Origin of the sequence: Cyclobacterium salsum (assembly GCF_010119245.1) — a bacterium.
Taxonomy (GTDB): domain Bacteria; phylum Bacteroidota; class Bacteroidia; order Cytophagales; family Cyclobacteriaceae; genus Cyclobacterium; species Cyclobacterium salsum.
Genome location: NZ_WNKG01000002.1, coordinates 128935 through 155443 on the forward strand (window position 1 = coordinate 128935; position 26509 = coordinate 155443).

Consider the following 26509-nt stretch of genomic DNA (forward strand, 5'->3'; position numbering starts at 1 on the left):
TGAATATGAAAGCGAATACATACGATGCCATCGTCATTGGCTCCGGCATTAGCGGAGGTTGGGCGGCAAAGGAGCTTTGTGAAAAAGGATTAAAGACCTTGGTATTGGAGAGGGGACGGCAAGTGACTCATAGGGAGGATTATCCCACCATGCATACCCCGCCTTGGGAGTTTCCCTTGCGAGGGCAATTGCCGTTGGAGTTGCGGAAAGAAAACCCCGTGGTTTCTCGTTGTTACGCATTTAGAGATGATGCAGACCATTTTTTTGTAAAGGATAAGGAGCACCCCTACATTCAGGATAAACCGTTTGATTGGATCAGAGGGTATCAGGTAGGAGGTAAATCCCTTTTGTGGGCAAGACAGGTACAGCGCTGGAGTCCTTTTGATTTTGAAGGGCCTGGAAGGGATGGTTTTGCCGTGGATTGGCCGATACGCTATGAGGATGTGGCGCCCTGGTACAGCTATGTGGAAAAATTTATTGGGGTAAGTGGCAATAAAGACGGGTTAGACACGCTGCCTGACGGGGAGTTTTTACCGCCCTGGGAAATGAATAAAGTGGAAAAGCTGGTTCAGGAGCGAATCCTGGAAGCCTATCCTGACCGAAAATTTGTTATTGGGCGCTGTGCGCACCTTACAGAACCCCAGGCCCATCACACCGCTCAGGGTAGGGGGCAATGCATGGCCAGAAGCCTTTGCCAGCGGGGATGTCCCTTTGGGGCCTATTTCAGCTCCAATGCCTCTACCTTGCCGGCTGCCGCTGCTACGGGAAACCTGACGCTCAGACCCCATTCGGTGGTACATTCGTTGATTTACGACGATGCCAGGGGAAAGGTGACTGGAGTGCGGGTTGTCGATGCGCTTACCAAGGAAACAACCGAATACTTCGCCAAGGTAATTTTTGTAAACGCCTCCGCATTGAACTCCAACTTGATTTTATTGAACTCCAAATCCGACCGTTTTCCGGATGGGTTGGGCAATGACAATGGCTTGTTGGGCACCCACATTGCCTTTCATAATTATCGGGGTTCCCTTTCAGCCAGCATGGAAGGCCATTTGGATTCCTATTATTATGGAAGGCGACCCACTGCGGTGATGTTGCCGAATTTCAGAAACGTCAAAAAGCAAGAGATGGACTTTTTGCGAGGATACATGAGTTTTTACTCTGCTGGCAGGGGCGGTTGGGGCGGTGCCCGAAACGAGGAATTCGGCCCGGATTTTAAAGAGGCCAACTCGGAAGCCGGGCCTTGGGGGGTATACATGATGATGCAGGGAGAAACCATTCCAAAACGGAGCAATAGGGTTTACCTGGATGAAAATCAAAAAGATGAGTGGGGAATGCCCCAGTTGCGCGTGGATGTGGGGTATGATGATAACGATGAAAAGAGCCTTCGGGACTTTTTGGATCAAGGTGCCGAAATGCTGGAAAGTGCAGGCTGCAAAAATATTCGTCAAAATGATAGCCGGCAGGCTCCGGGATTGGATATCCACGAAATGGGTGGCGTACGGATGGGTAAAGATCCCAAAACCTCTCTTCTGGGTAGGTTTCATCAAATGCATGCCTGCCCAAATGTCTATGTCACCGATGGGGCATCCATGACTTCCACCGGCACCCAAAACCCCAGCCTTACCTATATGGCCTTTACGGCCAGGGCAGTGGACCACGCAGTTGGGGCGTTGAAGCGGGGGGACTTGAGCAGCTAACCTAGTTAGTTGCCCTTCACGAAGTGGATAGGTTCGGTCTGTTGAATTTCGAAAAGGCAGTTTCAGTGTGTACTGACGAGCGCATTCATAAATACTGTATTCACTTTTTTGAAAGTTTCGGATATATGGAAAAAGTTAAGAATTTAATTAAAAAAAATCACCAAAATCGATCGAATATTCTTTTAATTGGCGAGATAGGCCCGACAAAGGTTGCCTGATTAGCGAACCGCAGTATGCTGCCGGTGTTTGGCGGATATTACCCATGTAATTAGGAAATCACCTCCCCAACCAACCCTTAAATTCCGCCGTTTTCTCCGAGCTGCTGATACATTCTTTGCTACAGGCTGGCTCCAGGTCCAGCTTGATCCGGCTGCGGGAATAGGCATGCATCTGACGGATGGCATCTACCTGTACCATAAAGCTTCGGTTTACCCGGAAAAATACCTCCGGGTCCAGTCCCTCCGATAGCTGATCCAGCGTTTCGTCCAGCACGTATTTACCGCCCGTTTTTTCTACCAGGTATACCGCCTTGTTTTCGGCAAAAAAGTAGGCCACCTCCGATATACCGATGGACTTGATCGTATTGCCATACGCAACCAAAAAACGCTTTCGGTAGGGCGATTCTCCCTTTCGGATTTGGGCCAGCAGGGCATCCAGGGAGGCTACCTGCGTCCCGGAAGCCTGTATGGCTTTTAACTTTTGCAGGCTCGCTGCCAACGCATCTTGTCCGATGGGCTTTAGCAGGTAGGCAATGCCATTGACCTGAAACGCCCGCAGCGCGTATTCGTCGTATGCGGTCGTAAAGATGACCGGGCAGTTCACCCGCACCTGATCAAAAATCTCAAATCCGGAGCCATCTGCCAGGTGAATGTCCAGAAAGATAAGTTCGGGTTGCTGATTTTTTAGAAAAGCTACTGCGGCACTTACCGAATCAACTTTCGCCTGCACCCGGATATCCGGAGCGATCTGTTGCAGCATTCGTTCCAAGCGGTCCGCCGCCAACTTTTCATCTTCTACAAGTAAGGTGGTGTACATGGTGGCTTAATCAGATTCTGGGATCAAGGGAATTTCAGCACAGAAATACCCCTCTTTTTCATAAAATTTAGCGTCTTTGTTTGCGACCAACTGTAGCCGCTGCACCATATTCCGCAGACCCGTTTGGGTGGAAGCGGCAGGGTAACTCCTTTTTTGGAGATTATTGCGCACCAATAAAGTGTCATTTTGTATCTCAAGACGGATGACCAGGGGACGGTCTTTCAGAATAACGTTGTGCTTGATAGCATTTTCCACCAGGTTTTGCAAAATCAGTGGTGGAATATGGTATCGGTCCAGGTGTTTTTCCAGTTGCTGCTCAAACTTCAGGTGCTCACCAAACCGGATTTTAAGGAGGTAGACAAACGAAGATACAAAGTCCATTTCCTCCCGGAGAGAAACAAAATTCCGGTCTTTCACTTCCAGCACATACCGGTAAATCCGCGCAAATTCCTGCACGAATTTTTCTGCCTTTACCGGATCCACGGGAATCAGAGAAGCCAGGCTGTTCAGGCTGTTAAACAGGAAGTGGGGGTTCACCTGGTTTTTGAGGCTTTCAAATTGCAAACGGGCTGCTGTTTTCTTTAACCGTTCACTTTCCAGTAAAGAGGATTTCCAGAGGTCAAAATAGAAAATGGTCTCATACACAATGGCAATGATAGCGGTGATAAACAAGCCCATCAGCAGGACGCGCAAATGATAATCCCATTCGTAGGGTGCCCAGCCAAACAAATCTAATAGTAAAGTTACTGTTGTTCCGCCAAGAATGGTGTACCCTATGGATAGCCCGGTTTGGGTAACGATTCGTTTTCTGGTTTGTTGCATAAGTGGAAATCGCTCCCTGACCCATCCCACCAACTGGTAATTTCCTTCCCAGTAAACAAAGGTGAATAGAATGTTTGCTATAAACTGGTGCCAGAAATGCCCTTCCGTCCTGAGATTAGCTAGGAGAAGGGCCAGGCCCAGCATCAATAGGTATCGGTCAAAGGGAGCTTTTATCTTCATTTTACAGGTAGCTTTACTGACAATATAATCAAAGCTATTGGTTAAACCCGAAATATGCATTAGCCTATCTATTACGAACTTAAACTGCTTCAAAATCAGCCGCTACGCTGCTGTTTTCGATTTCACCATAGCGATGCTATGCCTCAATCTCCAAACAGCCTGATTTTCTTGCAGTTTCAGCTCTCATTACGATTACTAATGCATAATCCGGGTTAAAAGGTAAGCCGGTATTGGGGAATCGGGAAAATCCCCAACTGATAACTGTTCACAACAGATTCGGAAATGGGATTATAGGTCTGCCGAAATAAATTTTGGTGATTGGTCAGGTTTTGTATGTCCAGTGACCATTCGTGTGTCAGGTTTTTCTTATTCACCCGGTAATTTATTTTTAGATCGGACCGGAAATAATCGGGGTTTTTTACCGAATAGGCCCGCTCTTCCTGATAGACGGTCTGGTTTTCCATGATACTGCGCTCCAAATCGATCGGAGTGATGTATTGTCCGCCTGCAAAGGTAATTTTGAAATCCAGGGATAAGATACGGTTAGGACTTCCTATCTGCCATTCTTTGCCCAGCAACCCATTCAGCACGTATTGGCTGTTGAAGGCAGTGTTTCGCCACTGTCCATCACTGCCCCGGTATTTGGAATCAAATAGGGATGTGGTGAACAGAAAATAGGAGCCTCCGCTAAATTGTTTTTCCAGGGTCAATTCCAGTCCGTAATTTCTCCCCCGGCCCCTATTGGTAAGGCTGTCCACATCCGGAATCCCAAAATCCGCACCTGCATTCAGCATGGAAAAACTGCTGGGGTTTTCCTCTACCGCGATTCCAAATAGATGTTGGTAGTAAATCTCGGATTTTAGGTGAACATCCGGACTTAGTTGATACCGGTATCCGGCGACAAAGTGATGAGATTTGCTGAAGTCCAGGTTTTTGTTCGTTCGTACAGGCTCCTGAAAAGGGATCTCGGATTCCAGAAAGTAAATGGGTAGTGGCTGCAATTGGCTGTGCAGTCCATAGCCCAGACTAAAGGTATTCCGTTCGTTTTGTTCAAAGGAAAGACCGATCCGGGGCTCTACCTGTTGGGAATTATTCAAGATAAAATGCTGGTAATGTATACCGGCGTTGGCTTTTAATCGCTGGTTGAACCGGTGTTGCCATTGCAAATGGGATTGGAACAAACCGGAATTACCAGATTCATTTCTCAAATTCCGAAAACGGTTTTCATCGGCCTGGTAAAGGCTATCCCGTAGATTGAAGTCTAGGTAGTCGTAATTGATACCCGCACGAAAATTGTTTTTGTTGTCCACTTTTCGATGCAGCTCATATTGAGCCCTGATTTTGCTCAAACCGTAATGATTGCGGAAAAGCGGTACGGCTTCCCGGTTTTCCATACTCAATGAATCCACCCGGTTTCCTGAAAAACTATGGTCAGCGGACAGTGTCATCACAGCAAAGGTCTGGGGGTCATAATACTGCGTGTGGTTGATGCCAATCACGCCCATTTTTGCCCGGTTGTAGATGTTTTGGGACATTTCAGAGTATAAATCCGTAGTGCTGCTGTCCGTTTCCGATCCAAGCAGGTCAATGTTACTTTTGCCACCTAGGGCAAACAGGGAGAATCGTCCCATTTTTTCGGTTGGGATATCCACTTTCATGGAAAAATCCTGATAATAAGGTACGGCATTCCCTGTACCGGCAGAAAAACCCACTTCCTGCATCATGGCAATGGTAGAGTACCTGTAATTAAGCAGGTAGGATGCACCCTTATCCCCGCCTAGTGGACCCTCGGTACCGAGTTCCAATCCATTGAACCCCATTTGCACCAGGTGCTCCCTGCGATAGGCATTGCCTTTACGTAGGTTTAGATCAAAAACTCCGGCCGTGGCATTTCCATAGGCCGCAGGAAAAGCACCCGTGATAAAATCACTCTTTTCCAATAAATTGCTGTTCAGGATGCTTACCGGACCTCCGGTAGTTCCCATGGCCCCAAAATGGTTGGGATTGGGAATGTCCACTCCCTCCAGTCTCCATAGCACGCCAGTAGGTGAATTACCACGGATGATGATGTCGTTCCGGGAGTCATTGGCACCACTTACCCCGGCAAAGTTCTGAGCCATGCGGGCCGGGTCATTTCTGCTACCAGCAAAGCGGTTGGTTGCCTCCATGTCAAATCCCCTGGCCGAAACCGTTGCCATTTCATTCCCGGCTTCACGGGAATCACCGGTAGCGCGGACGACCACTTCCTCCATCTGTTCCAGATTCTCCTGCAATTGAATGGTGAGCACCACCTCTTTCCCACTGGTAATGGGTATTGCACGTAAAGTGGTGGACTCGTAGCCTAAATAGCTAACTTGGATTGTTGCCCTCCCCGCTGGGACTTTTTGCAAGATAAACCCCCCATCCAGATCAGTGGCAGTTCCGATCAAGGGATCCGTATCCGGTATGCTTACCGAAGCTCCTGGCAGAGGAGATTGACTCACCTTGTCCAAAACCCTGCCTCGGACCGTTTGCGTATACGATGCGGTTTCCTGTGCCTGTGCCCAGGCGGATAGGCTGATTAGCATTGTCAGTAAAATTATTCGTTGTCTCATGTCGTTTGTGGTATAGGTTAACATACCTGCAAAGCAAGCCTCCGTTTGGGATTGGTGAAAATCAATCAGGACAGAACCGCTTAAGTTGGAGATGAATGCGTAAATTAATCGGATGAATTTCTGATCCCGATTTCTAAACGATAAAAGGTTTTTCATTTGAAAATGCCTGATTACAGGATAATGCTTCTGTTTATGAACTGGTTGGTAATTGCTGATTACGCGCTTTTGATATTTCACACCTCCTTAATTCTATTCAATTTGCTGGGGTGGATGGGTAGATCTACCCGAAAATGGCACTTGTACAGTATTTCCCTGACGCTGGCCTCCTGGTTTTTGCTGGGCATTTGGTATGGATGGGGATATTGCCCGCTTACGGACTGGCATTGGGAAATCCTTCACCGCCGTGGCGTGAGGGATTTACCAAATTCGTATATCAGCTATCTTTTACACCGGCTTTTGGGGATACAGCCAGCTGCTACACTCATCGAAGTGTCCACCCTGTTAGTTACACTTATGGCGTTTCTGCTTTCGCTGTGGGTAAATTTCCGAAAGCGACTCAAGGAAGTAAAAAAGGAATGGTAATAAAAGATAAAAATATCTTTTATTAGAATTTTTATTATCTTTGCCCAATAGAAAGACAAACATAGGCTTAAAATAGACACACAATGGAGCAGTTAAAAGCAGAAAAAATAGGAACAATTGTCGCCCGGGATTTCAGAACAGCAAAAATTTTTACGGAGTACGGGTTGGATTTTTGCTGCGGCGGAGGCATTAGTATTTCCGAAGCCTGTCAGAAAAAAGGCTTAGATGAAGCAGATTTGTTGCGGAAACTCGAAGGCTTGGACAGCCGTTCAAAAGATCTCCGATTTTCCCAAATGAAACCGGTAGAACTGATTAACCATATTTTGGAAAAGCATCATCGATACGTGGAAGAGACCTTACCCTCCTTAACGTTATATCTAGAAAAGATCGAAAAAGTACATGGTGAGCTACATCCGGAGTTGGCTAAAATCAATCAGTTATTTTCAGCAGCGGCAGCCGCCCTGACGGTGCATATGAAAAAAGAAGAACTGATCCTTTTCCCGTTTATTCAATCCATGGAAAAGGCGAAAAACGAGCGGATCGATTTACCGAAACCTTATTTTGGTCATATAGACAATCCCATTTCCATGATGGAAGATGATCACGCAGCAGAAGGAGAGCGCTTTGTAGCCATTTCGACCCTCAGTCAGGGGTACACCCCACCTGCGGATGCTTGCCAAACATACAAAGTAGCATTCGCCATGTTAGATGACTTTGAAAAGGACCTGCATGTACACATACATTTGGAAAATAACATTCTTTTCCCCGCTGCCCGTAACCTGTATAAAGAATTAATGCCCGCTACATCGGAGTTGAATTAATAAGTCCACGAAACCGACCAAAGCCCGAAATTTTCGGGCTTTTTTTTAGGGGCTTCAGGAAAGGAACCGTTTTTAAGCTGGGATTTAGGAAGATTTGTTTTAGCTTTAATCCTGAATACGCTTTGCCAATTTGGGGCATGGCCGGATGCAGGAAATGGGAGGCCATTTGATTCCAACAGCCGGGCTGCCTTTGTAATTTTTACATTCATTTTCTGACTGACGAATCCATCGTATGGGGCAAAATCGAAAAATTGTGGTGGTTGGGAGTTCCAATACCGATATGATTATCCAGGTAGACCGGTTTCCGGTCCCGGGAGAGACGCTCCTAGGGAAAGATTTCAAGGTTCTTCCTGGAGGAAAAGGGGCCAACCAGGCCATAGCAGCCGTTAGATTAGGGGGAGATGTTGCGTTAGTTGCCAGATTAGGAAGCGATTTATTTGGTGATCAACGTTTGGAAAATTTTAAAAATGAGGGGTTGGATGTTCAGGGGGTGGTCCAGGATAAGCTGTTACCTTCCGGTGTCGCTCAAATCACCGTGGATGCTGCTGGCGAAAACACGATTCTCGTGGCCAGTGGGGCCAATAACGCCCTGAGTACAGCGCAGGTATCGGAACACGCAGGACTTTTGGAATCGGCAGAATTTATCCTGATGCAACTGGAAATTCCTTTGGACACTGTGTCTTTTATTGTTGAAAAATACGGGAATAACGGAAAAAAATTGATTTTAAATCCGGCACCTGCTTTTCACTTACCTGAGGAAATGTATGCCGCTCTCCATGCCATTATTCCCAATCAGGCAGAAACCAGGTTTTTAACCGGAATTGGAGTAACGAATGAGGATACAGCAGTACATGCTGCAGCGTTTTTTCACGAAAAAGGAGTGGAAGTAGTGGTGATTACCCTTGGGGCTGCCGGGGCTTTTCTTTCATCTCCCGGTTTTACCGGAAGCCTGCCCGCTCCGGAAGTCAATGCGGTGGATAGTACCGCTGCGGGAGACACGTTCATTGGGGCAGTAGTCGCCGGACGTTGTGCAGGAATGGACTGGAAGGATGCCGTAATTTTCGCCAACCAGGCCGCGGCACTGTCGGTAACCAAATACGGGGCGCAGTCTTCGATTCCGGATTTGCATCAGGTCAAAAGCTTTTTTAAAGAAGATATCCCCTAAGATTCAGAATTTCTTGTTCCCAAAAATTAGCAATGCTCGTTACAGTAGCTTACCAACTTGATATAAGGGGCTTCTACGATACAAATCAGCTACTTTCCATACGTTTCATAGGCTAGCTTCCCGATTTTAGCGATGATTTTCTCTGCTTCGGAAAGGTCACGAAAGTCCTCAACAAAAACAGAAATGACTAATGGCCGCCTCCCAAAAATGATCCCGGCATCGCCCCTGACATAGTCGAGGGTTCCGGTTTTATGCGCTACTTCCAGCTTTTCAGGTAAAAATGCAGCGCAGAAAATTCGGTCTATGTTTCATGATTATTTTCATCGTAAAGATCCACCTGATCCAATTCCGTTTTTTATACAGGTTTAGCCAACATAGGCCTTAAATAGATTTTCAAAGGTTTCTTCCAGGTTGTGAGAAAGACCAGGGTGTGGCCGGGAGGTTTGAATTATGGAACTCCTAACCGCTGTCAGCCAGCGGAACCGGGACGCAACGCTTTTAGTAGCGATGGGGCTGAGTCCTTTTTTACCCTGGCACACCTGAGAAAAAGCGTCCAGGTGATCGCTAATTGTCTCCGGATCGGCTTCGGGATCCAGGGCTTTCAGTTTTGATTCATTAAGCGTTGTGGCGCACTTTAAAAATTGTTGTTGTATGCAGCACAGGATTACACCCACATTGATAAATTCCTCCCGCTCTACCCGGGGAACTACCCGGATGATGGCATATTCATACAAGTGCTTTTCTGGCATCTTGGGCTTGGGTTACAAATGTTTCAGAATGTTTCAAACGGAGCAATAGAAAATCCAGATAGACTTGTTTCCATATTTCTACCGTGCCTGGTTCACCCATGGCTTCCAGCCACTCCTCCGGCAGCGAGTTAACGATTCGCCAAAGTGATTCCGGGGAAAGGATCTGTTTGAAGGCTGCATCCACTTCTTCCAGCTTTTCTGCACCGGGCAATAATACATGGTCTTTGATCAAAGGGAAAGGACTTTTGGCATGTTTTTCCCACTTGTCCCAGGTGTGGTGAAAGATAAACGATGCCCCATGATCAATTAGCCACAATTCGCGGTGCCACATCAGCATGTTGGTATTGCGGAACGAGCGGTCTACATTCGTAATAAACGCATCCAGCCATACGATGCCAGAGGCCAGTTCTGCGGAAACGGATACTGCCGCCGGATCAAAATTGACGGCGGCTGATAAAAAGTGGAGTCCCAGGTTCAGACCCTGGCTACTTTTTAGTAAATCCTGAATTTCTTCATCTCCTTCCGTTTGCCCAAAGGCAGGGTCCAGCCGGGCAAAGACCAATTCCGGTACCTTAAAACCCAGCAAACGCGCAATTTCCCCTCCCAGCAATTCTGCTAACAGGGCCTTTTCACGCTGCCCGGCACCCCGAAATTTCACCACATAAGTAAACGCATCATCTGCCAGGGCCAGGGCGGGTAATGAGCCGCCTTCCCGCAGGGGCATCTTGTATTGCATGACATGAACCAACCGGAGGTCTAACTTATTCATTTCCTGTGGCCACCGGCCGGTTATTTCGGGACCATTCACTCCAGGAACCGATATATAATTTGGGGATGGCTAGCCCTGCATGTGCCAGCGCAAGTAGTGTATGGCAGGCTGTCACTCCCGAACCACAGTGAACAAGGGTATTTTCCGCAGGACCTGCGGCCAGCAGCTCCAAATAGTTCTTTTTCAAGGTTTCTGCGGGTAAAAAATGACCATTTGAATCCAGGTTTTCTCCAAAAGGAACGTTGATCGCTCCGGGAATATGGCCGGCTATCAAATCAATGGGTTCCGTTTCTCCCAAATAACGGACCGTTTCCCGTACATCGATCACCTTGTAGACCGGGTCTTTCGCTTTTTGGGCAACCTCTTCTAAATCTGCCAAAGGCAATTGCCATTCGCTAGCAGGGTAGGGGGCAGTAGGAGTAGCCGATTCCTCACCGGTACTTATGGGATAGCCCGCCGCTTCGGCGGCTTGTAGACCGCCATCCAGTACCTGAACGAGTTGATGCCCCATTGCCTTCAGCATCCACCAAAACCGGGCTGCTGACATGGCTCCTTGTTTGTCATCGTAAACAACTACCCGGCTTTCCGGGGTAATTCCCAAGTTGCCAAGGGTCTTACCAAATCCCAGCGGATCGGGCAGGGGATGCCTGCCTCCTTCGGCTGGATCTTCCTTAATCAACGACAAATCGCGATTTAAGTCTACATAGAGGGCACCTGAAAGATGCTTTTGAAGGTATTTTTCTTTTCCAAATCCGGCATCAATCAGCACCAGGGACGGATCATTCTTTAGTTTGAGTAAATTAGTAGCAGGAATTAGCGGGGTCAATTCGGACTTCATGTTTTAGGTCGTTTGATGGTTGTCAATGAATCGTTGACCAAAGATAAAAGCTAAAACATATAAATCCGGATTAGCACCAGCAAATTAACTAAAAAAGGAGCCTGAATCCGTTACAACTCCGGTTGCCTGTTTAGGGAGTCTTTGGCCTTTTTAAGGCTGTATAAGTACCCCAGTAAAGTGGGGGTGACCAAAGCAAAGACAATCAAATTCCCCACTCCTTTGGCTTTTTTCATGGACAGGGTCGCCAGGATAATGGACAGGGGAACGCCATATTTTAATCCGAAGTCAAGGTATTTTTGGTAAGTATTCATTTGCAGGTCGTTTTTTTCAATGATTACTGCAAGATTGGTGCCGAACGAATTTGGCATCCGGTTAGTAAGCAATTCGTAGTTGCTCCCCCGGATCATCCGGACGACTTAAATTGGAAAGACTGACACCCAATAGGCGCACCGGACCAGCCAGAGGCTCTTGCCGGGCAAGTCCGACGGCCAGACCTTCCATTTGATTCAAGGGAATGGATTCTGCAAATGTCCGGCTCCGGGTATGCACAGAGAAGTCGTCGTACTTGATTTTCAGGGTAAGTGTCCTTCCTTTGGTTTGGTTTTGGTTTATCCGCCTAAAAAATTCAGGAAGAATTTTTTCCGTTAAGGTAGCGATCACCGCTGAAAGATTTGGCAAGTCCTTTTCGAACGTATTTTCTACACCTAACGATTTCCGGATTCGGTCCGGTTTTACCTCACTGGGATGAATTCCCCGGACTATATCGTAATAATGAAGGCCCGATTTACCAAACCTTCGGGTAAGGAATTCCAGCGAGTATTGTTTGAGGTCCAGTCCGCAATGAATGCCGAGGTTCTTCATTTTTTCCGCTGTCACTTTTCCGATACCAAAGAATTTTTCTATCGGAAGTTTGTCTAAAAAAGCTTCCGCCTTTTCCGGGGGGATTACGGCCTGTCCGTTTGGTTTGTTGAGGTCAGAAGCGACCTTGGCCAGGAATTTATTGTAGGAAATTCCTGCGGATGCCGTGAGCCCGGTCTCCGAATGGATTCGATGCCTGATCGCTTTTGCTATCAGGGTAGCTGATGGAAGTCCGAAATGGTTGTGGGTTACATCTAAAAAAGCCTCGTCTAGGGAGAGGGGTTCGACCAAATCGGTAAATTCAAAAAATATTTTCCGAATATTTCGAGAAATTTCCTTGTAGCGTTCAAATCTAGGTGGCACAAAAATAAGGTTGGGGCATTTTTTTGCCGCCAGCCTGGAGGGCATGGCCGAACGGACACCATATTTTCTAGCTTCATAACTGGCCGCTGCCACCACCCCCCTTTCTTTATTGCCTCCTACGGCAAGCGGTTTACCACGAAATTCTGGCCGATCCAATTGCTCTACCGAGGCGAAAAACGCATCCATATCTACGTGTATGATTTTTCGGTTTGCGGCCATGGTTGCGGTCAGACGGTCCCCTGAGCATTCATCGATTTCGCTACTTTTTCGAAAGCTCCAATATTGGACGCATTCAGGTAATCCTGTTCCTGAAGATCGTGTTTGGCGATCGTTTCCAGGCATTTGTCATGAATGTCTTTCATGATGGTGCGAAGTTCTTTCTCCAGATCATTTTTGGTCCAGTACCTGCCCACCCTGTTTTGGGTCATTTCCAAGCCCGACACGGCGACCCCTCCGGCATTGGATGCCTTTCCAGGACCGTACAGTACCTTTGATTCCTGCAGGTAATTGATAGCCTTGGGAGTACAGGGCATATTGGCACCCTCTGCCAGTAAAATGAGTCCGTTTTTTTGAAGGGTCTTGGCATCGGCTTCTTCAAGTTCGTTCTGCGTCGCACAAGGGAAGGCACAATCGGCGGGAATAGACCAAATGTTTTTATCCCCTTTGGAGGTGAAACTGGCAGAAGGATACGTTTCGACAAATGCCGAAATGCTCTTTCTCTGACCATTTTTAAGCATCTTTAAATGCGCTAATTTTTCCTCGTTCATTCCTTCAGGATCATGAATGAATCCCGACGAATCCGAAAATGCCACTACTTTGGCCCCTTCCTGAAGAAGTTTTTCGATGGCAAACTGAGAAACATTCCCAGCCCCCGAAACCAGGCACACTTTATCCTCTAAATAGTCATCTGCTTCCGTCAGCATAAAATGGGCAAAATGAATCAGCCCGTATCCGGTGGCTTCTGGCCGCAGGTAGGAGCCACCCCAATCCAGACCCTTGCCGGTCAATACCCCCTGAAACTCATTTTGAATCTTTTTATAAGCGCCAAAAAGATAGCCGATTTCCCTTTCGCTCACACCAATATCCCCGGCAGGTACATCCGTAAAATGACCAATATGCCGGTAGGCCTCCATCATCCAGGCCTGGCAAAATCGCATCACTTCTCCATCTGATTTACCCTTTGGATCAAAGTCGGCGCCCCCTTTTCCGGCCCCCAGAGGAAGGCCGGTAAGTGCGTTTTTAAACACTTGCTCAAAAGCCAAAAATTTTAAAATGCTTTGATTCACGCTGGGGTGAAAACGTAGCCCTCCTTTGTAAGGCCCCAATGCGCTATTCATTTGTACCCGGTATCCTTTATTTACCTGCACCTTTCCTTGATCATCCGTCCAGCAAACGCGAAAGGATATGATCCGTTCCGGTTCGCAAATCCGCTCAAATAATCGGGCATCGACATAGTTTTTATGAACTTTCAGGACTGGTTGAATGCTTTCAAACACTTCTTCCACAGCTTGGTGAAACTCCGGTTCGTGGGGGTTTTTATCGATAATGCTTTTAAGAATAGGGTTTCGTGGTGCCATTTATGATATAATTGGGTTTGATTGATATAATTTTTTTAATGTCTTTAGGATGGGAGCAGCCTTTAACTGGCATTCCTGGTATTCATCGGTAGCATTGGCATCCAGTGTAATGGCACTTCCAACCCCGAAATAAAAAGAATTTTTGGTTTGATCGATCACCAAACTTCGGATCACCACACAAAAATCAAAATCACCAGAGCTGTCAATATACCCCAATGTGCCAGAAAACCAGGATCTTTTAAAGGACTCGTACCTTTCTATTAATTCCATGCATTTTATTTTTGGAGCACCCGTCATGCTCCCCATAGGAAAGGTTTTGGAAATGATTTCCTCAAAGGTAACCTTGTTTTTCAACTGACAGCTAACACTGGAAATCATTTGGGTAATGCTCTGAAAAGAATAAATACCAAACAACTCGGTTACGTTTACAGATCCAATTTCTGCCAACCGGGATAAGTCATTTCGCATTAAATCTACAATCATCAGGTTTTCAGCTCTTTCTTTTTCGCTTTCAACTAATGATTTTACAAGCTGCGCATCGGCCTCCGGGTTCAATCCTCGCTTCACGCTTCCTTTTATAGGCTGGGACAATAGGTTTTGTCCGGTTTTCTTGAGAAACCTTTCGGGAGAAGCGCAGCAAAGGAATAGGTCTTTCGCTTTAAAAAAAGCACTAAAAGGCATGGGCGATTGGGAGCAGAGCTCCAGGAAAATCCTCTCCGGTGCCTGTGCAGGTAAAGAACCGTGAAAATCCACACAAAAATTCAGTTCGTAAATAGTGCCTTCCAAAATTTGATCTCGAATTTGAGAAAAGACACGGCTATATGCCTGCTGGTCATGAGAAACCTGCATCGTTAGTTTTTTCTCAGGCCGCTGCCCATTTACTTTCGTCGATTGAATGGAATTGGCAATTTCGGCAGGCCTACGGGCCGTGATCTGTACTACATCCTCGCCAAGTTGAATGACTACTTCCGGACTGAAAAACACACTATCCGGGCAGTCAATCCAGGGAGTGTTATGGCTGGATAGCTTTTCGTACTTATTTTTCTGATCGTATCCGATAATACCGATTTTGGGTTTTTTATCAGGTAATTTGCCAATGCGCTCCAAGGGCTCCGCCCGATTTCCTGCATAAAAGACGTGGTCAAATCCCCCTTGAGGATAAGGTATATTATTGGAATGGAAATATCCGAAATAATTGAATTGCTGCCTGCCCCAAACCAGCATTTGTTCAACCCAGCCTCGGCTCAGGGGAATATGGATCGTAGATTCGGTTTCAGGCATGGTTGCAAAACTAGCAAAATGACAATAAAAAAAGGGGACAAATAGTCCCCTTCTTTTCAATCTTAAACTAAGAATTTGCTATTAATTCGCTTTTACATCAAAATTTACACTAACGGTGTTGTAAATAAATTGATCTTTTGCTTTATCCACTGCGGAAGCTTCGTCACCATAAGACAGGCCCCAGTCGGTTCGATTGATGTTAAATCCAGCCTGGGCTGAAATGGTACCGTTGTCTAAGGATACACTTGCCGGAAACTTAATATTCTTTGTGTTCCCTCTCATGGTCAAATTTCCACTAATCCAATGGGTTGGAGCCTCAGGAGCAATTTCCGAAGCACTTTGTGGGGTGTTTTCTGACTCGAATTGTTCCTTGTCCTCTATTTCATCACCAGACGTGTAAGGCGTAATTTCGGTGATTACAAAACTGGCCTGAGGATGGTTGCCAGCATCGAAAAAATCATCCGACTGAAGGTGGTTCCAAAGTTTGCCATGATCTTCGCTTCCTTCTTCCAAATCATGTATTTCCAGACCGGTGATGTTAAACGTAAATTCTCCGCCTGTGATGGCATCGCCCTCTACTGACAATTGCCCTTCTGTGACTGGGATTAACCCAAAATGCTGACCGGTTGGCTTGTATCCTCTCCAGTTAACGTTACTGGCATCGGCATCAAGGCTCAACGTTTGCCCGGTTGCGGCTGCTGCTTCCTGGGCCTCTGTGGTTTCGACGGTATCCGAGCTTTTTCCACATGCAAAAGTTAACAGCGCTGCTGCCAACATAAATCCTGATAGTTTTATTGATTTCATACTAATACTGGTTTAATTTAGATTGGTTTAGATCCTTTAAATGTATAGACACTAAAACTGAATTTTCAGAAAAAAGTTCAGTTAATCTGAAAATAAATTTCTTATTTTGAATATATTATCCTGCTTTACTGAATTAAATTTTGAATCTATGGCATTAATTAAGAAAATCAAGGACAAAATTCCGCAGTTGGGAGAGGGTTGTTGGACGGCTGAAAATGCCACCCTAATCGGTGATGTGATTCTAGGCAGGGATTGCACGGTTTGGTTTAACGCCGTTGTGCGGGGAGATGTGCATTCCATACGTGTGGGAGACCGAACCAATATTCAGGACGGAGCGGTCATTCATTGTACCTACCAACAATGTCCGGTTCTCATTGGGTCGGATGTTTCTATTGCTCACAATGCCATCGTTCATGGATGTACCATTGAGGATCGTGTATTAGTGGGAATGGGGGCAATCATCATGGACAAGGCCTGGGTGCAGGAGGGAGCTGTGATCGCTGCCGGAGCAGTGGTATTGGAAGGTACCGTGGTGGAGAAAAACAGCATCTATGCCGGCATTCCTGCCAGGAAAATTAAAGAAACCGGGGCGGAAATGCAGGCCACCATTCGCAGAATAGCTTCCAACTATCCCAAATACGCGTCTTGGTACAAATAATAGGATTAGACTTTTTCTTCCGAACGAAAACGCATGCTTTCCGGATAAGGATAGGCATGGATCAGTTCCCCTTTGGTGAGTTTCGTTTGTATTTCTTTCCAGTATTCAGGATCAAATAGCTGTGGATTGGATTCGATAAAAAAGTCTCTGACATCGCTTCTACCGATCATAAACCGCTTGAAATCCTCCGGAAACACGTCATTTTCTCCTATTTCATACCAAGGTGTGGAGGAATAAATTTGTTCATAAGTTTCCGGTTTGGGCTTGGCTCTAAAATTCATCTTTACCAGAAATTCTATTTCATCGTAGTCGTAGAAAATAACCCGGTTTTGGCGGGTTACGCCAAAGTTTTTGGTCATCATGTCACCAGGGAATATGTTCGCTTGAGCCATTTGAAGGATGGCTTTGGCATAATCGTTCACCACCACACGGGCAAGTTCCAGGCTACAGTCTTCCAGAAATATATTCAAGGGAGTAAGGCGTCTTTCGATATACAAATGCCTGATAATTAATGTATCTCCTTCGATTCTCAAAAGAGAGTTAACTGTTTTCTTTAATTCCTGCATTAACTCCGGGTGGATGCGATGAAGCGGAAGTTTGAAATTTTCGAACTCATGCGTATCGGCCATCCGACCGACCCGATCATGTAATCCTACCAATTTGTATTTTTCCCGGACCTGTTGGCGGGTCATGTTTTTTGGCGGGTCAAAATGATCCTTGATCAGTTTGAACACAATATTGTAAGAGGGAAGGGTGAAGACGGTCATTACCATTCCTTTTATTCCCTGAGCGAGTACGAAATCGTCCTTGCTGTGCCGTAAATGGTTGGTAAAATCCCGATAAAAGGAAGTTTTGCCATGTTTGTTGAAGCCGATGGCATTGTACAGTTCGTAGGGGCGTTTGTGCTGAATGACCGAATTAAGAAAGGCGACGGTTTGAGAGGGTGTTTGAATGGGTGCCATAAAATAGGAGCGGGTATAACTAAAAATGCCACTCATAATATTGGGATCAAAGATAAGGGTATCGGCAAACACACCCTTTTCATTATGAACAAAAGGGATAATGAAGGGCATCCACTTTTTTCCGAGAAAGGTTCTACCGATCAGGTAAGCAGCCTTGTTTCGGTAGAAAATATCCCGCAACACCTGAGTAATGGTTTCGGAAGTGGCTGGGTACCGGCTAAAAATAACTTGTTGGACCTCCTTCTCCAAAAACGTAATATCCCCTTCTAAATCATAATAGGGGGCACCAAAATCAAAATCATTGAGTATTTTCCGGAAAATAGTTTGAATGTTATCACGGGCAGGATAGCTAAAAAACAGGCTGGTGTCTATCTTAGCTGGCAACTCATCAAAGGGGGCCTCCACAAACATCAATGCTTCCTGGGTGCTGTTTCCCGGGTAGGTTTTCCTGAATACAGAATTGAAAAAAGTAGCTGCCAGTTCTTTGTCTGTTCTGGCTTTTATTTTCTCCAGGTATAGGGATTTAAGATCTTTCCAGGAATCCGCATGAGCTAACCTCTCTCCGAGTTGATCCCGGCATAGAGGTACTATGTTTTTCAGGTGATCTTTATAGAGTCGAAGTCTTTTTTTATGATTTTCCTGAAGGGCTTTCCAGTCCCTATGGACGAAATTGGCCGGTATTTCCCGGGTGACCTGGTTAAAGTTGGAAATGTATTGGTCGTACCCATTTAAAATGGTCAGGGCCGTTTGGTAAAGGTCGTTTTTTGTCATGCGATATACTGGGAAGAAAAACGGAATTTCAGGCCGGATAATAGGTTATTATTTTTACCTGTCAAAATTTATTGCCTTTGGAATTGTAGATTTATTCATTAAATTTCGATGAGTTTGTTCATTTCACATGAATAAAACCCAATAGGTTTAATAGGTTTGATAAGTGAAAAAGGCCTGAATGGTATTCAGGCCTTTTTTCAGCTACCAAGTAAGGAAACACATGTATGGAATTGAAATACCTGGTTCGCGTTTTGGAGGATCTATTAAAAGAACCATTGCCCGGCAGAATAGGGCAGCAGGCCATGGCACCGGTACCGTTGGAGGAAGAGCGCTTTGATAGCCGAAGGATGGAACGGGCCAGAAAAGGGGCCGTATTGATGTTGATTTGTCCGTTTGAAAACGGAATACGGGTACCTTTTATCAAGAGGGCTGTTTACGAGGGTGTTCACAGTGGTCAAATAGCTTTTCCAGGCGGGAAAATGGATTCGGGCGATAAAAATCTGGAAGAAACGGCCCTTCGGGAAACGGAGGAGGAAATAGGCGTTTCCCGTAAAAAAATACAGCTTCTGGGAGTTTTGTCGGATTTGTACATTCCTCCCAGTAATTTTTCTGTCAGGCCATTTGTGGGATTTACGCCAGAGCCTCCAATCTTCAGACCCGACCCCAGAGAGGTAGCGCGATTGATTTCCTGTGATTTTGACTGGCTATTAGATGAGAATAATAAAAAGGAGAAAGATTTTCCACTTCCATCCGGTCAAACGATTCAGGCTCCCTACTTCGATATAGACCAGGAGGTTGTTTGGGGAGCCACAGCCATGATATTAAGTGAATTTTTAACGATTTGGAAAAATAAATCAAATGGGGGATAGTGCGCTGATTCAGGATGATGCCGTGGTTTTTGGCTTATTAATGGCCGTATTGGGGCTGGTTTTTTATACCTCTGCTAGTGATCATCCCATTTTCAAAGTCATTTATCGATTTGTACCGGTGGTATTGCTATGCTACTTTATACCGGCGTTATTCAATACATTCGGATTGGTCTCTGGTGCTGATTCCGGTTTGTATTTTGTCGCTTCCAGGTACTTATTACCCACCTCCCTGGTGTTACTGACCCTGAGTATTGACTTGAAGAGCATTTTGAAATTGGGGCCAAAAGCCTTGATTATGTTTTTGACGGGAACTTTTGGAATTATTTTAGGTGGGCCGATCTCCTTAGTACTGGTATCATCTTTATTTCCAGAGGTATTGGGAGGGATGGGTGCCGACGAAACCTGGAGGGGGTTAGCGACGATCGCTGGTAGTTGGATCGGAGGCAGTGCCAATCAAACCGCCATGCTGGAAGTGTTTGGTGCCAGCCCGGTATTATTTAGCCAAATGATAGCGGTAGATGTTATTGTTGCGAATTTGTGGATGGCTTTTCTACTTTACTGGGCGGCGAAACCGGCCCTTCCTGATAGGCTATTGAAAGCGGACACGACCGCCATCACCCAATTAAAAGAAAAGGTTGAAAATTATCAAAACAGCATCCTCCGAATTCCACGGCTTTCAGACACCATGGCTATTCTGGGATTGGGATTTGCAGTGACCGGTATTTCTCATTTTCTTGGAGGAAATTTGGCGGCTTTTATTTCTGAAAATTATCCGTCTCTTAAGCAGTATTCGTTGGATTCCCCCTTTTTCTGGTTGGTAATCCTGGCAACTACCGGAGGTTTGCTGCTGTCTTTTACCCGCTGGAGGAAACTCGAAGGGGTGGGGGCTTCAAGGATGGGCAGTGTCCTGTTGTACGTTCTGGTAGCCACCATAGGTCTACAAATGGACTTGCGTGCCGTGTTGGATAATCCACTTTTCTTTCTTATTGGGCTTATTTGGATGGCTTTCCACATCTTTTTTATGCTACTGGTGGCATTTCTGATACGGGCACCCTTTTTCTATGTGGCCATAGGCTCACAGGCAAATGTGGGAGGAGCTGCCTCGGCCCCGATCGTAGCCTCCGCTTTTCACCCTGCCCTTGCTCCGGTGGGTGTATTGCTCGCCGTATTGGGTTATGCATTGGGTACCTATGGCGCCTATATTTGCGGGCTGCTACTACAATTAGCGTTTGGGAACTAATTTATTGATAGTCGATGAAGAAAAGAAGAACCTTTATCTTTGCCTGTTCTGGATCGGATTGCAAGTCCAACGGAGCCAAGGCTTTTGCGGACGCTATAAAAGGCACCATTAGCGAGAAAGCTTTCCGCGGAAAATTCAAACTGGTGAAGACGAAATGCATGGACTGCTGCAAATCGGGTCCCGTAGCAGTTATAAAAAATGAACTCATTAAAAAGGGCGATTTGGAACAATTGGTGAAAGAATTAGTTCTGGAATAGGTGCCTGGTTTGCCCTATTTATTTCCCTATATAGGAGTGAAATTAAGTAATGCCTATATTATTAGGATAAATTTGTGATGAAATTGATTTTTGTTAGTATCTTGAGGGGTTGATAGCAAGAAGCAAAACCCGTGGCGTATCAGACTGATTTTCCTGCGGTTATGAATAAATTACCCAGTTTTTAAAATGGAAAAAGGATTTGAGCAAAATCTATTTCAACGCTCTAAGAATGGGAGCGAACTATTTTTGGTTTTTAATGGGAATCAACTTCTTTTAGCCGAAGGTGACTGGTCTCCCTATAAGAAGAACGGAACTGATTGGAAGGCCTATCTCTCGGGGTTTGATGGTCTGATCCCAGAAATTCAATCGTTTTTCGAAAGTGAGCAGGAAAAGGGGGTAATGTTTGAGTATCTTTTTGAGGGGGAAGAAAATAAGCCGCATTTAAAATTAAAAATTACAGGGAAACAGGCAGACGGTATGGGGAAAATCTGCATGCTTACCGGATTCAGGGAGGAAAGTACCGCAGGGTCAAAAAATGGTGTTGAAAGGGAACCCTCGAACCCCACGCAAAATGCAGAGCACTTGCTCCACCGCAAGGTAGAATTTGAGCGGATGATCAATTGGGTTTCGACGCGGTTTTTAAATGCTACCGATGACGAATGGGATCAGGTTTTCCTCAAGGCCCTGTCAATGATTGCCAACGCTCAGGGTGCCGAACGAGCCAATTTTTTTCTGGTTTATCAGGAAATAAAAGTGCTGGAATGTGTATTTGAGTGGGAAAAAGACACCGCCCAGCCTTCAAAAAAAATAGAAAAATCACTTTCTTTCTCCGGGCAAGCCAGTTTTATGGAAAAACTGGCGGATTCAGGGTTTCGTGCCATAAATGATTTACAGCAGTTTCCAGACATGCATCCTTTTGAGGCAATGATGGCCGAAAGGTTTGGTATACGGGCCTTTATACTCGTCCCTATTTTTGCAGAAAATAAGCTGTTGGGCCTTTACACATTGAGCAGTTCTTCCCGGCAAAAGCATTGGGTACAAAACCACCGGGATGAGTACATTCTCAAGCAATTGGGAGATGTGTTCGGGGCAGCGTTTATCAACCGATCTACCAAATCCAGGCTTTTTAGAAACGAAAAGCTGCTTAGCTCTACGGAGATACTAGCCAAATCCGGCTCCTGGCGGTTCAACAATTCCGACCGTAAAATTTATTTTTCAAAAGGGATCAATCGGATCTTTGAAATGGATCCAGATACCGATGGCACCAGTATCCGAAATTTTTTGAACCTGATACGCCTGAAAGATAAAGAAAGGGTGAAATCAATGGTTCAGAAAGCCATCAACCAGAGGAAGTCAGTTTCGGGTGAATTTATTTTCACCACGATCAATGGTAAGGAAAAATACATTGCTTACGGAGTTCAGGTAAACCAGTTGACACCTCAGGGGAACCTGGAGGTGTTCGGCTATTGCAATGACATCACCGAGAAGAAGACGGTAGAGCGAAAGCTTCTTTTTGAATCTCAAATTCTTGCTCAGGTCAATGAACCCATCTACGTTACCGATCTGAACCTGAAAGTGATTTATATGAATCAGGCAGCGATATTTGAAGGGGAGCCTCAACCCAATGGACAGGGTAAAATAAGTGACTTTTTCAAGATTACCAATCCGCCATCCAAATCTTTTCAGGACCTGGTTCGAAAAGCGGAGGACCTGGGAATTTGGATGGAAGAAGTGCAAATCCTGGATAATTCAGGTCATGTTCAGCCCTATGAGGTTTCGGTCAAACCCATCAAGAATATCGAAATAGAAAAGATTGGTTATTCGTTTCTGATTCGAAATATTACCTCCAAAATCCAACGGGAGGAAATGGCAAAAAAAGCGAAGTTAATCGTAGAAAATAGTCCTGCCATTTTATTTGAGGTGGCACCCAGCCAGGGCTTTAAACTTTCATTTATCACCGAAAACATCAACCAATTTGGTTATCAGGCGGAGCAATTGATCGAACAAGCTGCCAGTTTGTTGGATTTCATCCATCCGGAAGATTTGGGTGTTTTTGAGAAAGAATTGATCCGCCCGGAAAAAACCCAGTATAACCGGGAATACCGGTTGCTTTCGGCGGATGGGACTTACCGCTGGGTGGAAGATAAAATACGACCGGTCTTTGACCAGCAGGGAAACGTCCTGCTTTACGAGGGACTGCTACATGATGTGACCGAACGGAAAAAAGACCGTCTGGAAATCGAAAAAATAAAAAACAGGTACCGGGTCCTGGCATCAAATATCCCTCATACCAATGTCTTTCTGATAGATCGACACCTGAAATACCTGGTGGCAGAAGGGTCGAATTTTAAATATTGGGGGTTGGACAAGGCCTATTTCGAAGGTAAATCCATTCAGGAAGTCCATACCACCACCCTGGATGAAGTAGAACCTTTGTTTAAAGATGCCTTGGAGAAAAGGAATACCGTCAGCAAAGTGATCCCCTACATGAGCCGGTTTTACGAGTTGACTGCCAAACCGATTTATTACGGCGAACAATTGGAATATTACCTGGGAATCGTTCGTGATATTTCAGAGGAATACAAGGCGAAAAAAGAGCTGAAAAAAAGCGAAATTAAATACCGAAATCTGGTGGAGGAGTCCACCGAGATTATTTTTTCTATCACGGCCCAGATGGAGCTGAGCTACGTTTCTCCCAATATCAAACAATTTCTGGGCTACGAAACCTATGAATTTACGAGTGGGGATTTTACGGATTTTCTGCATCCCGAAGACGCACAGGTTTTTTTGGACGGGGAAGCCAGTCCCATAAGTTATTTTCAGAAAAACCCGGAATTTGAATTCAGACTTCGGCATAAGAAGGGGCATTTCAGGGTGTTTAGTTCCAGCGGAAAGGTGATCAAAGACGAAAAAGGAGAGGTCCGCTATTACACCGGGATTGCCAGGGACATTACCAAGCTCAAAGAAACTCAAAAAGAACTTCGCAAGGCCAAGGATAAGGCAGAATCTGCACTCAATGCAAAAAGTCAATTTCTGTCTGTCATGAGCCACGAGATCCGAACCCCCATGAACGCAGTAATTGGGCTTTCCCACCTGCTCCTGGAGGATAACCCCAGGGAAGATCAGTTGGAGAATCTCCGAACCCTGCAATTTTCGGCTGAAAATCTTCTGGGCCTAATTAACGATATCCTGGATTTCAATAAAATTGATTCCGGAAAACTCATCCTGGAGAAAGTACCCTTTGAGCCCAAAAATCTAATAAACAGAATCATTCATTCCTATTCGTATCAAATACGGGATAAATCCCTGGAAATCATTTATGAGCCTGATTTTGAGCTTCCTAAATTGCTGATAGGTGATCCGGTCCGTATCGCACAAATACTCAACAACCTGGTGAGTAATGCGATTAAATTCACAGACAGGGGTTACATAAAAATTACCTTGGAACAGGTAAGACAAAAAGAGAACTGGGTGACCGTCCGTTTTGCTGTAAAAGACACCGGAATAGGTATCGCCAGAAGTAAGGTTAATTCCATTTTTGATGCCTTTACACAAGCCAGTTCAGATACCACCAGGAAATATGGAGGTACCGGACTGGGTCTTGCCATCGTGAAGAAACTTACCAAACTTTTCGGGACTGATATTCACCTGGAATCCAAATTGGGCGAGGGATCTACCTTTTGGTTTGAAGTGGATTTCGAAATTCAGGATGAAGTGCTGGAACTGAAGCCAACCCATACGATTAATGAAAATGGTAAATTGGGAGAAAAGAAAATTTTAGTGGCAGAGGACAATCAAGTCAATCAGGTGCTTCTGAAAAAATACCTCTCCAAATGGGGAGTGGGAGATATCAGCTTTGCTGCAAATGGAAAAATTGCCCTGGATTATTTTTTCAAAGAGGATTTTGACCTGGTGCTTTTGGATTTGCAAATGCCCGAAATGGATGGGTTTGAAGTAGCTAAGATTATTCGCAAACTAGACCTGCTTTCCAAGAGGAATGTCCCGATAATTGCATTAACGGCATCTTCCCTGATCGAAGTAAAGGACCAGTTGGAGGCTTCGGGGATGGACGACTACATATCGAAACCGTTTACTCCGGAAAACCTCTATGGTAAAATCATCAAATACCTTTGATCCAGGCAGGGTTAAATAGGTGAGCGGTATGGTTTTTCCCCGGTTTAAGTTCTACCTTTGCATCTTTAAACGGCATTATGAGAGGAATTTTATATGTTTTACTGCTCTTTCTAGGCCTGACTGGAAGTCTGCGGGCTCAGGAAAACCTATCCGAGCGGTCTACACTGTATTTTCTTTTAGGCAGTTCCGGTTCAAATATTCGCGAGTTTAATGATATGTTGGCCGAGAAAGGGATTTCCCCCCTTAGGGGAGGGTATAGAACGTTTGGCTTGGGATACCAGTATCGCCTGACAGATTTCATATTGGGTTTTGAGCTGTTTCAGAATAACGGCACCAATTCGTATTTCCGGGATTATACCCTGGATCATCGCACCACCCGTTTTTATCTGAACATTGGGTATTCACTCACCGAGGAGGGCCGCTTTCACTTGATTCACTACATGTCTCTTGGAGCAGGGTACCTTAATTTCCAAATGCTCACAGATGACCGAAAGGTGGCGGATTTGGGAAGTTTTCTGGATCAGCCGGCCCAGGGATTTCTTATTCGTCAGCATGACATTCAGCGAGGCAGTTCCAATTTGGGTGGGTTTCTGACGGAAATCGGCTTTCAGTTTGGGTACGACGTACCCCTGCCCCTTTTCGAAGAAAATTTGGGGATTTTAGGAAAATTCGGGTATTCCTTCAGTCCCTTCGAAGGGGCCTGGAAATTGAATGACATTACCTTCGATAACCTGCAAAGTGGAGCCTTTTTTCGATTGGGAGCGGCACTCTCCATGCCAGATCAAAACTTGTTTTTTCCCGACGCAGGAATTGGCGTTCATTTCTTTTATGGAAAAACATTCCGGAACCCCGACCGGTTAAATGCTTACCTACAGGAAAATGGATGGAACCCGTTGGGTAGTACCCCTTCTAACCTGGGGATGAAAATTCTGGGAGAAAACAGAAGATGGATTTACGGAGTAGATGTAATTAACGTCGCCAATAGCGGACAAGCAAGTGAAGATTACCAACAGACGCTAAATAGTGTGCGGGTGTATGGAAATTATGGCTATCAGTTGTACAAACGCCGTAATCTGGAAATGGGTGTCATCGGTGGAATTGGGTACGGTAACATCCGCTACACGCTTGAAAATAAGAATAAACCCGACTTCCCTTTGCTGTTTGAAGAACCCGATTTTGACGGCTACTTGCGAAATAGTGGGATCATGAGTAAATCAGAAGTTTTGGTATCCTATTCCATGCCGCTTTCAAAAAACACCTTTCGATTCGTTTATTCCCTTCATGCCGGATACGAAGTTCCGTTGAGTCGGTATCGCCTAGGTGAACTATCCATGGCAAGGTATCTTTCCGGTCCCTATTTCCAGATAGGCCTGGGTCTTCGCCCCTAAGCAGGGTGAATCTCCATTTTGCGATTTTTCATTTCGCCTTTCCAAAGCAAAGTTTTTTAAAAAAAGGGATTTTTTTTGCTGAATTCCTGTTA

General features: G+C 45.5%; 23 protein-coding genes. 10 read left to right on the forward strand and 13 right to left on the reverse strand.

Translation table 11 applies throughout. From position 1 onward, the window contains the following. Positions 1-5 precede the first annotated feature (5 nt). Positions 6-1700 (forward strand): GMC oxidoreductase, encoded by a 1695-nt coding sequence (locus GJS45_RS03460; protein ID WP_162340074.1) that lies wholly within the window; start codon positions 6-8, stop codon positions 1698-1700. Between the two features lie 276 nt (positions 1701-1976). Here GJS45_RS03460 and GJS45_RS03465 read toward each other — a convergent pair whose 3' ends face one another. The 3 genes from GJS45_RS03465 to GJS45_RS03475 form a co-directional block, all read right to left on the reverse strand. Next, positions 1977-2735, reverse strand: coding sequence for a LytR/AlgR family response regulator transcription factor (locus tag GJS45_RS03465; protein ID WP_162340075.1), 759 nt, complete (start codon positions 2733-2735; stop codon positions 1977-1979). 6 nt (positions 2736-2741) lie between these two features. Then, entirely contained in the window at positions 2742-3737 is a 996-nt protein-coding gene (locus GJS45_RS03470; RefSeq protein WP_162340076.1) for a sensor histidine kinase, read from the reverse strand. 212 nt (positions 3738-3949) lie between these two features. After that, on the reverse strand, positions 3950-6487 hold the full coding sequence (locus tag GJS45_RS03475) for a TonB-dependent receptor (RefSeq protein ID WP_235954575.1): 2538 nt from the start codon (positions 6485-6487) through the stop codon (positions 3950-3952). Positions 6488-6523: 36 nt separating this feature from the next. On the opposite strand from GJS45_RS03475, the gene GJS45_RS03480 reads away from it, so the two are divergent. From GJS45_RS03480 to rbsK, 3 genes are all read left to right on the forward strand, one after another. Then, entirely contained in the window at positions 6524-6913 is a 390-nt protein-coding gene (locus GJS45_RS03480; protein WP_235954576.1) for a DUF2784 domain-containing protein, read from the forward strand. 83 nt (positions 6914-6996) lie between these two features. Continuing rightward, positions 6997-7734 (forward strand): iron-sulfur cluster repair di-iron protein, encoded by a 738-nt coding sequence (gene ric, locus GJS45_RS03485; protein WP_162340078.1) that lies wholly within the window; start codon positions 6997-6999, stop codon positions 7732-7734. A gap of 232 nt (positions 7735-7966) precedes the next feature. After that, a complete protein-coding gene (gene rbsK, locus GJS45_RS03490) occupies positions 7967-8899 on the forward strand; it encodes a ribokinase (protein WP_162340079.1) in 933 nt (310 codons plus the stop codon). An 89-nt stretch (positions 8900-8988) separates the two neighbouring features. On the opposite strand, the gene GJS45_RS24035 is transcribed toward rbsK, so the two are convergent. The 9 genes from GJS45_RS24035 to GJS45_RS03535 form a co-directional block, all read right to left on the reverse strand. Further along, positions 8989-9204, reverse strand: coding sequence for a serine hydrolase (locus GJS45_RS24035; protein WP_162340467.1), 216 nt, complete (start codon positions 9202-9204; stop codon positions 8989-8991). Positions 9205-9264: 60 nt separating this feature from the next. After that, positions 9265-9648: a DUF3037 domain-containing protein gene (locus tag GJS45_RS03500; RefSeq protein WP_162340080.1), complete on the reverse strand. Its 384-nt coding sequence runs from the start codon at positions 9646-9648 to the stop codon at positions 9265-9267. After that, positions 9626-10417: a HipA family kinase gene (locus tag GJS45_RS03505; RefSeq protein WP_162340081.1), complete on the reverse strand. Its 792-nt coding sequence runs from the start codon at positions 10415-10417 to the stop codon at positions 9626-9628. Before GJS45_RS03505 ends, GJS45_RS03500 begins: the two co-directional genes overlap by 23 nt. Continuing rightward, positions 10410-11255, reverse strand: a complete 846-nt coding sequence (locus GJS45_RS03510; protein ID WP_162340082.1) for a sulfurtransferase — start codon at positions 11253-11255, stop codon at positions 10410-10412. The genes GJS45_RS03505 and GJS45_RS03510 overlap by 8 nt, the downstream gene beginning before the upstream one ends. Before the next feature lie 110 nt (positions 11256-11365). After that, positions 11366-11566, reverse strand: a complete 201-nt coding sequence (locus GJS45_RS03515; RefSeq protein WP_162340083.1) for a hypothetical protein — start codon at positions 11564-11566, stop codon at positions 11366-11368. A 61-nt stretch (positions 11567-11627) separates the two neighbouring features. Beyond that, the gene (gene dinB, locus GJS45_RS03520; protein ID WP_162340084.1) at positions 11628-12695 is read right to left on the reverse strand and encodes a DNA polymerase IV; all 1068 of its coding nucleotides are present in this window, start codon (positions 12693-12695) and stop codon (positions 11628-11630) included. Between the two features lie 8 nt (positions 12696-12703). Then, the gene (gdhA, locus tag GJS45_RS03525) at positions 12704-14053 is read right to left on the reverse strand and encodes an NADP-specific glutamate dehydrogenase (RefSeq protein WP_162340085.1); all 1350 of its coding nucleotides are present in this window, start codon (positions 14051-14053) and stop codon (positions 12704-12706) included. After that, positions 14054-15334, reverse strand: a complete 1281-nt coding sequence (locus tag GJS45_RS03530; protein ID WP_162340086.1) for an anthranilate synthase component I family protein — start codon at positions 15332-15334, stop codon at positions 14054-14056. 81 nt (positions 15335-15415) lie between these two features. Beyond that, positions 15416-16138 (reverse strand): YceI family protein, encoded by a 723-nt coding sequence (locus GJS45_RS03535; RefSeq protein ID WP_162340087.1) that lies wholly within the window; start codon positions 16136-16138, stop codon positions 15416-15418. 148 nt (positions 16139-16286) lie between these two features. On the opposite strand from GJS45_RS03535, the gene GJS45_RS03540 reads away from it, so the two are divergent. After that, positions 16287-16796 (forward strand): gamma carbonic anhydrase family protein, encoded by a 510-nt coding sequence (locus GJS45_RS03540; protein ID WP_162340088.1) that lies wholly within the window; start codon positions 16287-16289, stop codon positions 16794-16796. 5 nt (positions 16797-16801) lie between these two features. Here the strand turns inward: GJS45_RS03540 and aceK are convergent, their stop codons facing one another. Further along, positions 16802-18529: a bifunctional isocitrate dehydrogenase kinase/phosphatase gene (aceK, locus tag GJS45_RS03545; protein ID WP_162340089.1), complete on the reverse strand. Its 1728-nt coding sequence runs from the start codon at positions 18527-18529 to the stop codon at positions 16802-16804. 224 nt (positions 18530-18753) lie between these two features. On the opposite strand from aceK, the gene GJS45_RS03550 reads away from it, so the two are divergent. The 5 genes from GJS45_RS03550 (at position 18754) to GJS45_RS03570 (ending at position 26417) form a co-directional block, all read left to right on the forward strand. Further along, positions 18754-19398 (forward strand): NUDIX hydrolase, encoded by a 645-nt coding sequence (locus GJS45_RS03550; RefSeq protein ID WP_162340090.1) that lies wholly within the window; start codon positions 18754-18756, stop codon positions 19396-19398. Beyond that, complete coding sequence (locus GJS45_RS03555) at positions 19388-20638, forward strand: DUF819 family protein (protein WP_162340091.1); 1251 nt, start codon at positions 19388-19390, stop codon at positions 20636-20638. Before GJS45_RS03550 ends, GJS45_RS03555 begins: the two co-directional genes overlap by 11 nt. 14 nt (positions 20639-20652) lie before the next feature. Beyond that, positions 20653-20895 (forward strand): (2Fe-2S) ferredoxin domain-containing protein, encoded by a 243-nt coding sequence (locus GJS45_RS03560; RefSeq protein ID WP_162340092.1) that lies wholly within the window; start codon positions 20653-20655, stop codon positions 20893-20895. 186 nt (positions 20896-21081) lie between these two features. Further along, positions 21082-25029: a PAS domain S-box protein gene (locus GJS45_RS03565; RefSeq protein WP_162340093.1), complete on the forward strand. Its 3948-nt coding sequence runs from the start codon at positions 21082-21084 to the stop codon at positions 25027-25029. A 77-nt stretch (positions 25030-25106) separates the two neighbouring features. Next, entirely contained in the window at positions 25107-26417 is a 1311-nt protein-coding gene (locus GJS45_RS03570) for a hypothetical protein (protein WP_162340094.1), read from the forward strand. The last annotated feature ends 92 nt before the right edge of the window (positions 26418-26509 follow it).

Bases quoted from the DNA above. Each gene is read 5' to 3' on its own strand.
- GJS45_RS03475 (WP_235954575.1), bottom strand. From the start codon at position 6,487: ATGAAAAACCTTTTATCGTTTAGAAATCGGGATCAGAAATTCATCCGA.
- GJS45_RS03535 (WP_162340087.1), bottom strand. From the start codon at position 16,138: ATGAAATCAATAAAACTATCAGGATTTATGTTGGCAGCAGCGCTGTTA.
- GJS45_RS03565 (WP_162340093.1), top strand. From the start codon at position 21,082: ATGGAAAAAGGATTTGAGCAAAATCTATTTCAACGCTCTAAGAATGGG.
- GJS45_RS03470 (WP_162340076.1), bottom strand. From the start codon at position 3,737: ATGAAGATAAAAGCTCCCTTTGACCGATACCTATTGATGCTGGGCCTG.
- GJS45_RS03515 (WP_162340083.1), bottom strand. From the start codon at position 11,566: ATGAATACTTACCAAAAATACCTTGACTTCGGATTAAAATATGGCGTT.
- rbsK (WP_162340079.1), top strand. From the start codon at position 7,967: ATGGGGCAAAATCGAAAAATTGTGGTGGTTGGGAGTTCCAATACCGAT.
- GJS45_RS03570 (WP_162340094.1), top strand. From the start codon at position 25,107: ATGAGAGGAATTTTATATGTTTTACTGCTCTTTCTAGGCCTGACTGGA.
- ric (WP_162340078.1), top strand. From the start codon at position 6,997: ATGGAGCAGTTAAAAGCAGAAAAAATAGGAACAATTGTCGCCCGGGAT.
- GJS45_RS03540 (WP_162340088.1), top strand. From the start codon at position 16,287: ATGGCATTAATTAAGAAAATCAAGGACAAAATTCCGCAGTTGGGAGAG.
- dinB (WP_162340084.1), bottom strand. From the start codon at position 12,695: ATGGCCGCAAACCGAAAAATCATACACGTAGATATGGATGCGTTTTTC.
- gdhA (WP_162340085.1), bottom strand. From the start codon at position 14,053: ATGGCACCACGAAACCCTATTCTTAAAAGCATTATCGATAAAAACCCC.
- GJS45_RS03480 (WP_235954576.1), top strand. From the start codon at position 6,524: ATGAACTGGTTGGTAATTGCTGATTACGCGCTTTTGATATTTCACACC.
- GJS45_RS03460 (WP_162340074.1), top strand. From the start codon at position 6: ATGAAAGCGAATACATACGATGCCATCGTCATTGGCTCCGGCATTAGC.
- GJS45_RS03555 (WP_162340091.1), top strand. From the start codon at position 19,388: ATGGGGGATAGTGCGCTGATTCAGGATGATGCCGTGGTTTTTGGCTTA.
- GJS45_RS03550 (WP_162340090.1), top strand. From the start codon at position 18,754: ATGGAATTGAAATACCTGGTTCGCGTTTTGGAGGATCTATTAAAAGAA.
- GJS45_RS03530 (WP_162340086.1), bottom strand. From the start codon at position 15,334: ATGCCTGAAACCGAATCTACGATCCATATTCCCCTGAGCCGAGGCTGG.
- GJS45_RS03560 (WP_162340092.1), top strand. From the start codon at position 20,653: ATGAAGAAAAGAAGAACCTTTATCTTTGCCTGTTCTGGATCGGATTGC.
- aceK (WP_162340089.1), bottom strand. From the start codon at position 18,529: ATGACAAAAAACGACCTTTACCAAACGGCCCTGACCATTTTAAATGGG.
- GJS45_RS03510 (WP_162340082.1), bottom strand. From the start codon at position 11,255: ATGAAGTCCGAATTGACCCCGCTAATTCCTGCTACTAATTTACTCAAA.
- GJS45_RS03465 (WP_162340075.1), bottom strand. From the start codon at position 2,735: ATGTACACCACCTTACTTGTAGAAGATGAAAAGTTGGCGGCGGACCGC.
- GJS45_RS03500 (WP_162340080.1), bottom strand. From the start codon at position 9,648: ATGCCAGAAAAGCACTTGTATGAATATGCCATCATCCGGGTAGTTCCC.
- GJS45_RS03505 (WP_162340081.1), bottom strand. From the start codon at position 10,417: ATGAATAAGTTAGACCTCCGGTTGGTTCATGTCATGCAATACAAGATG.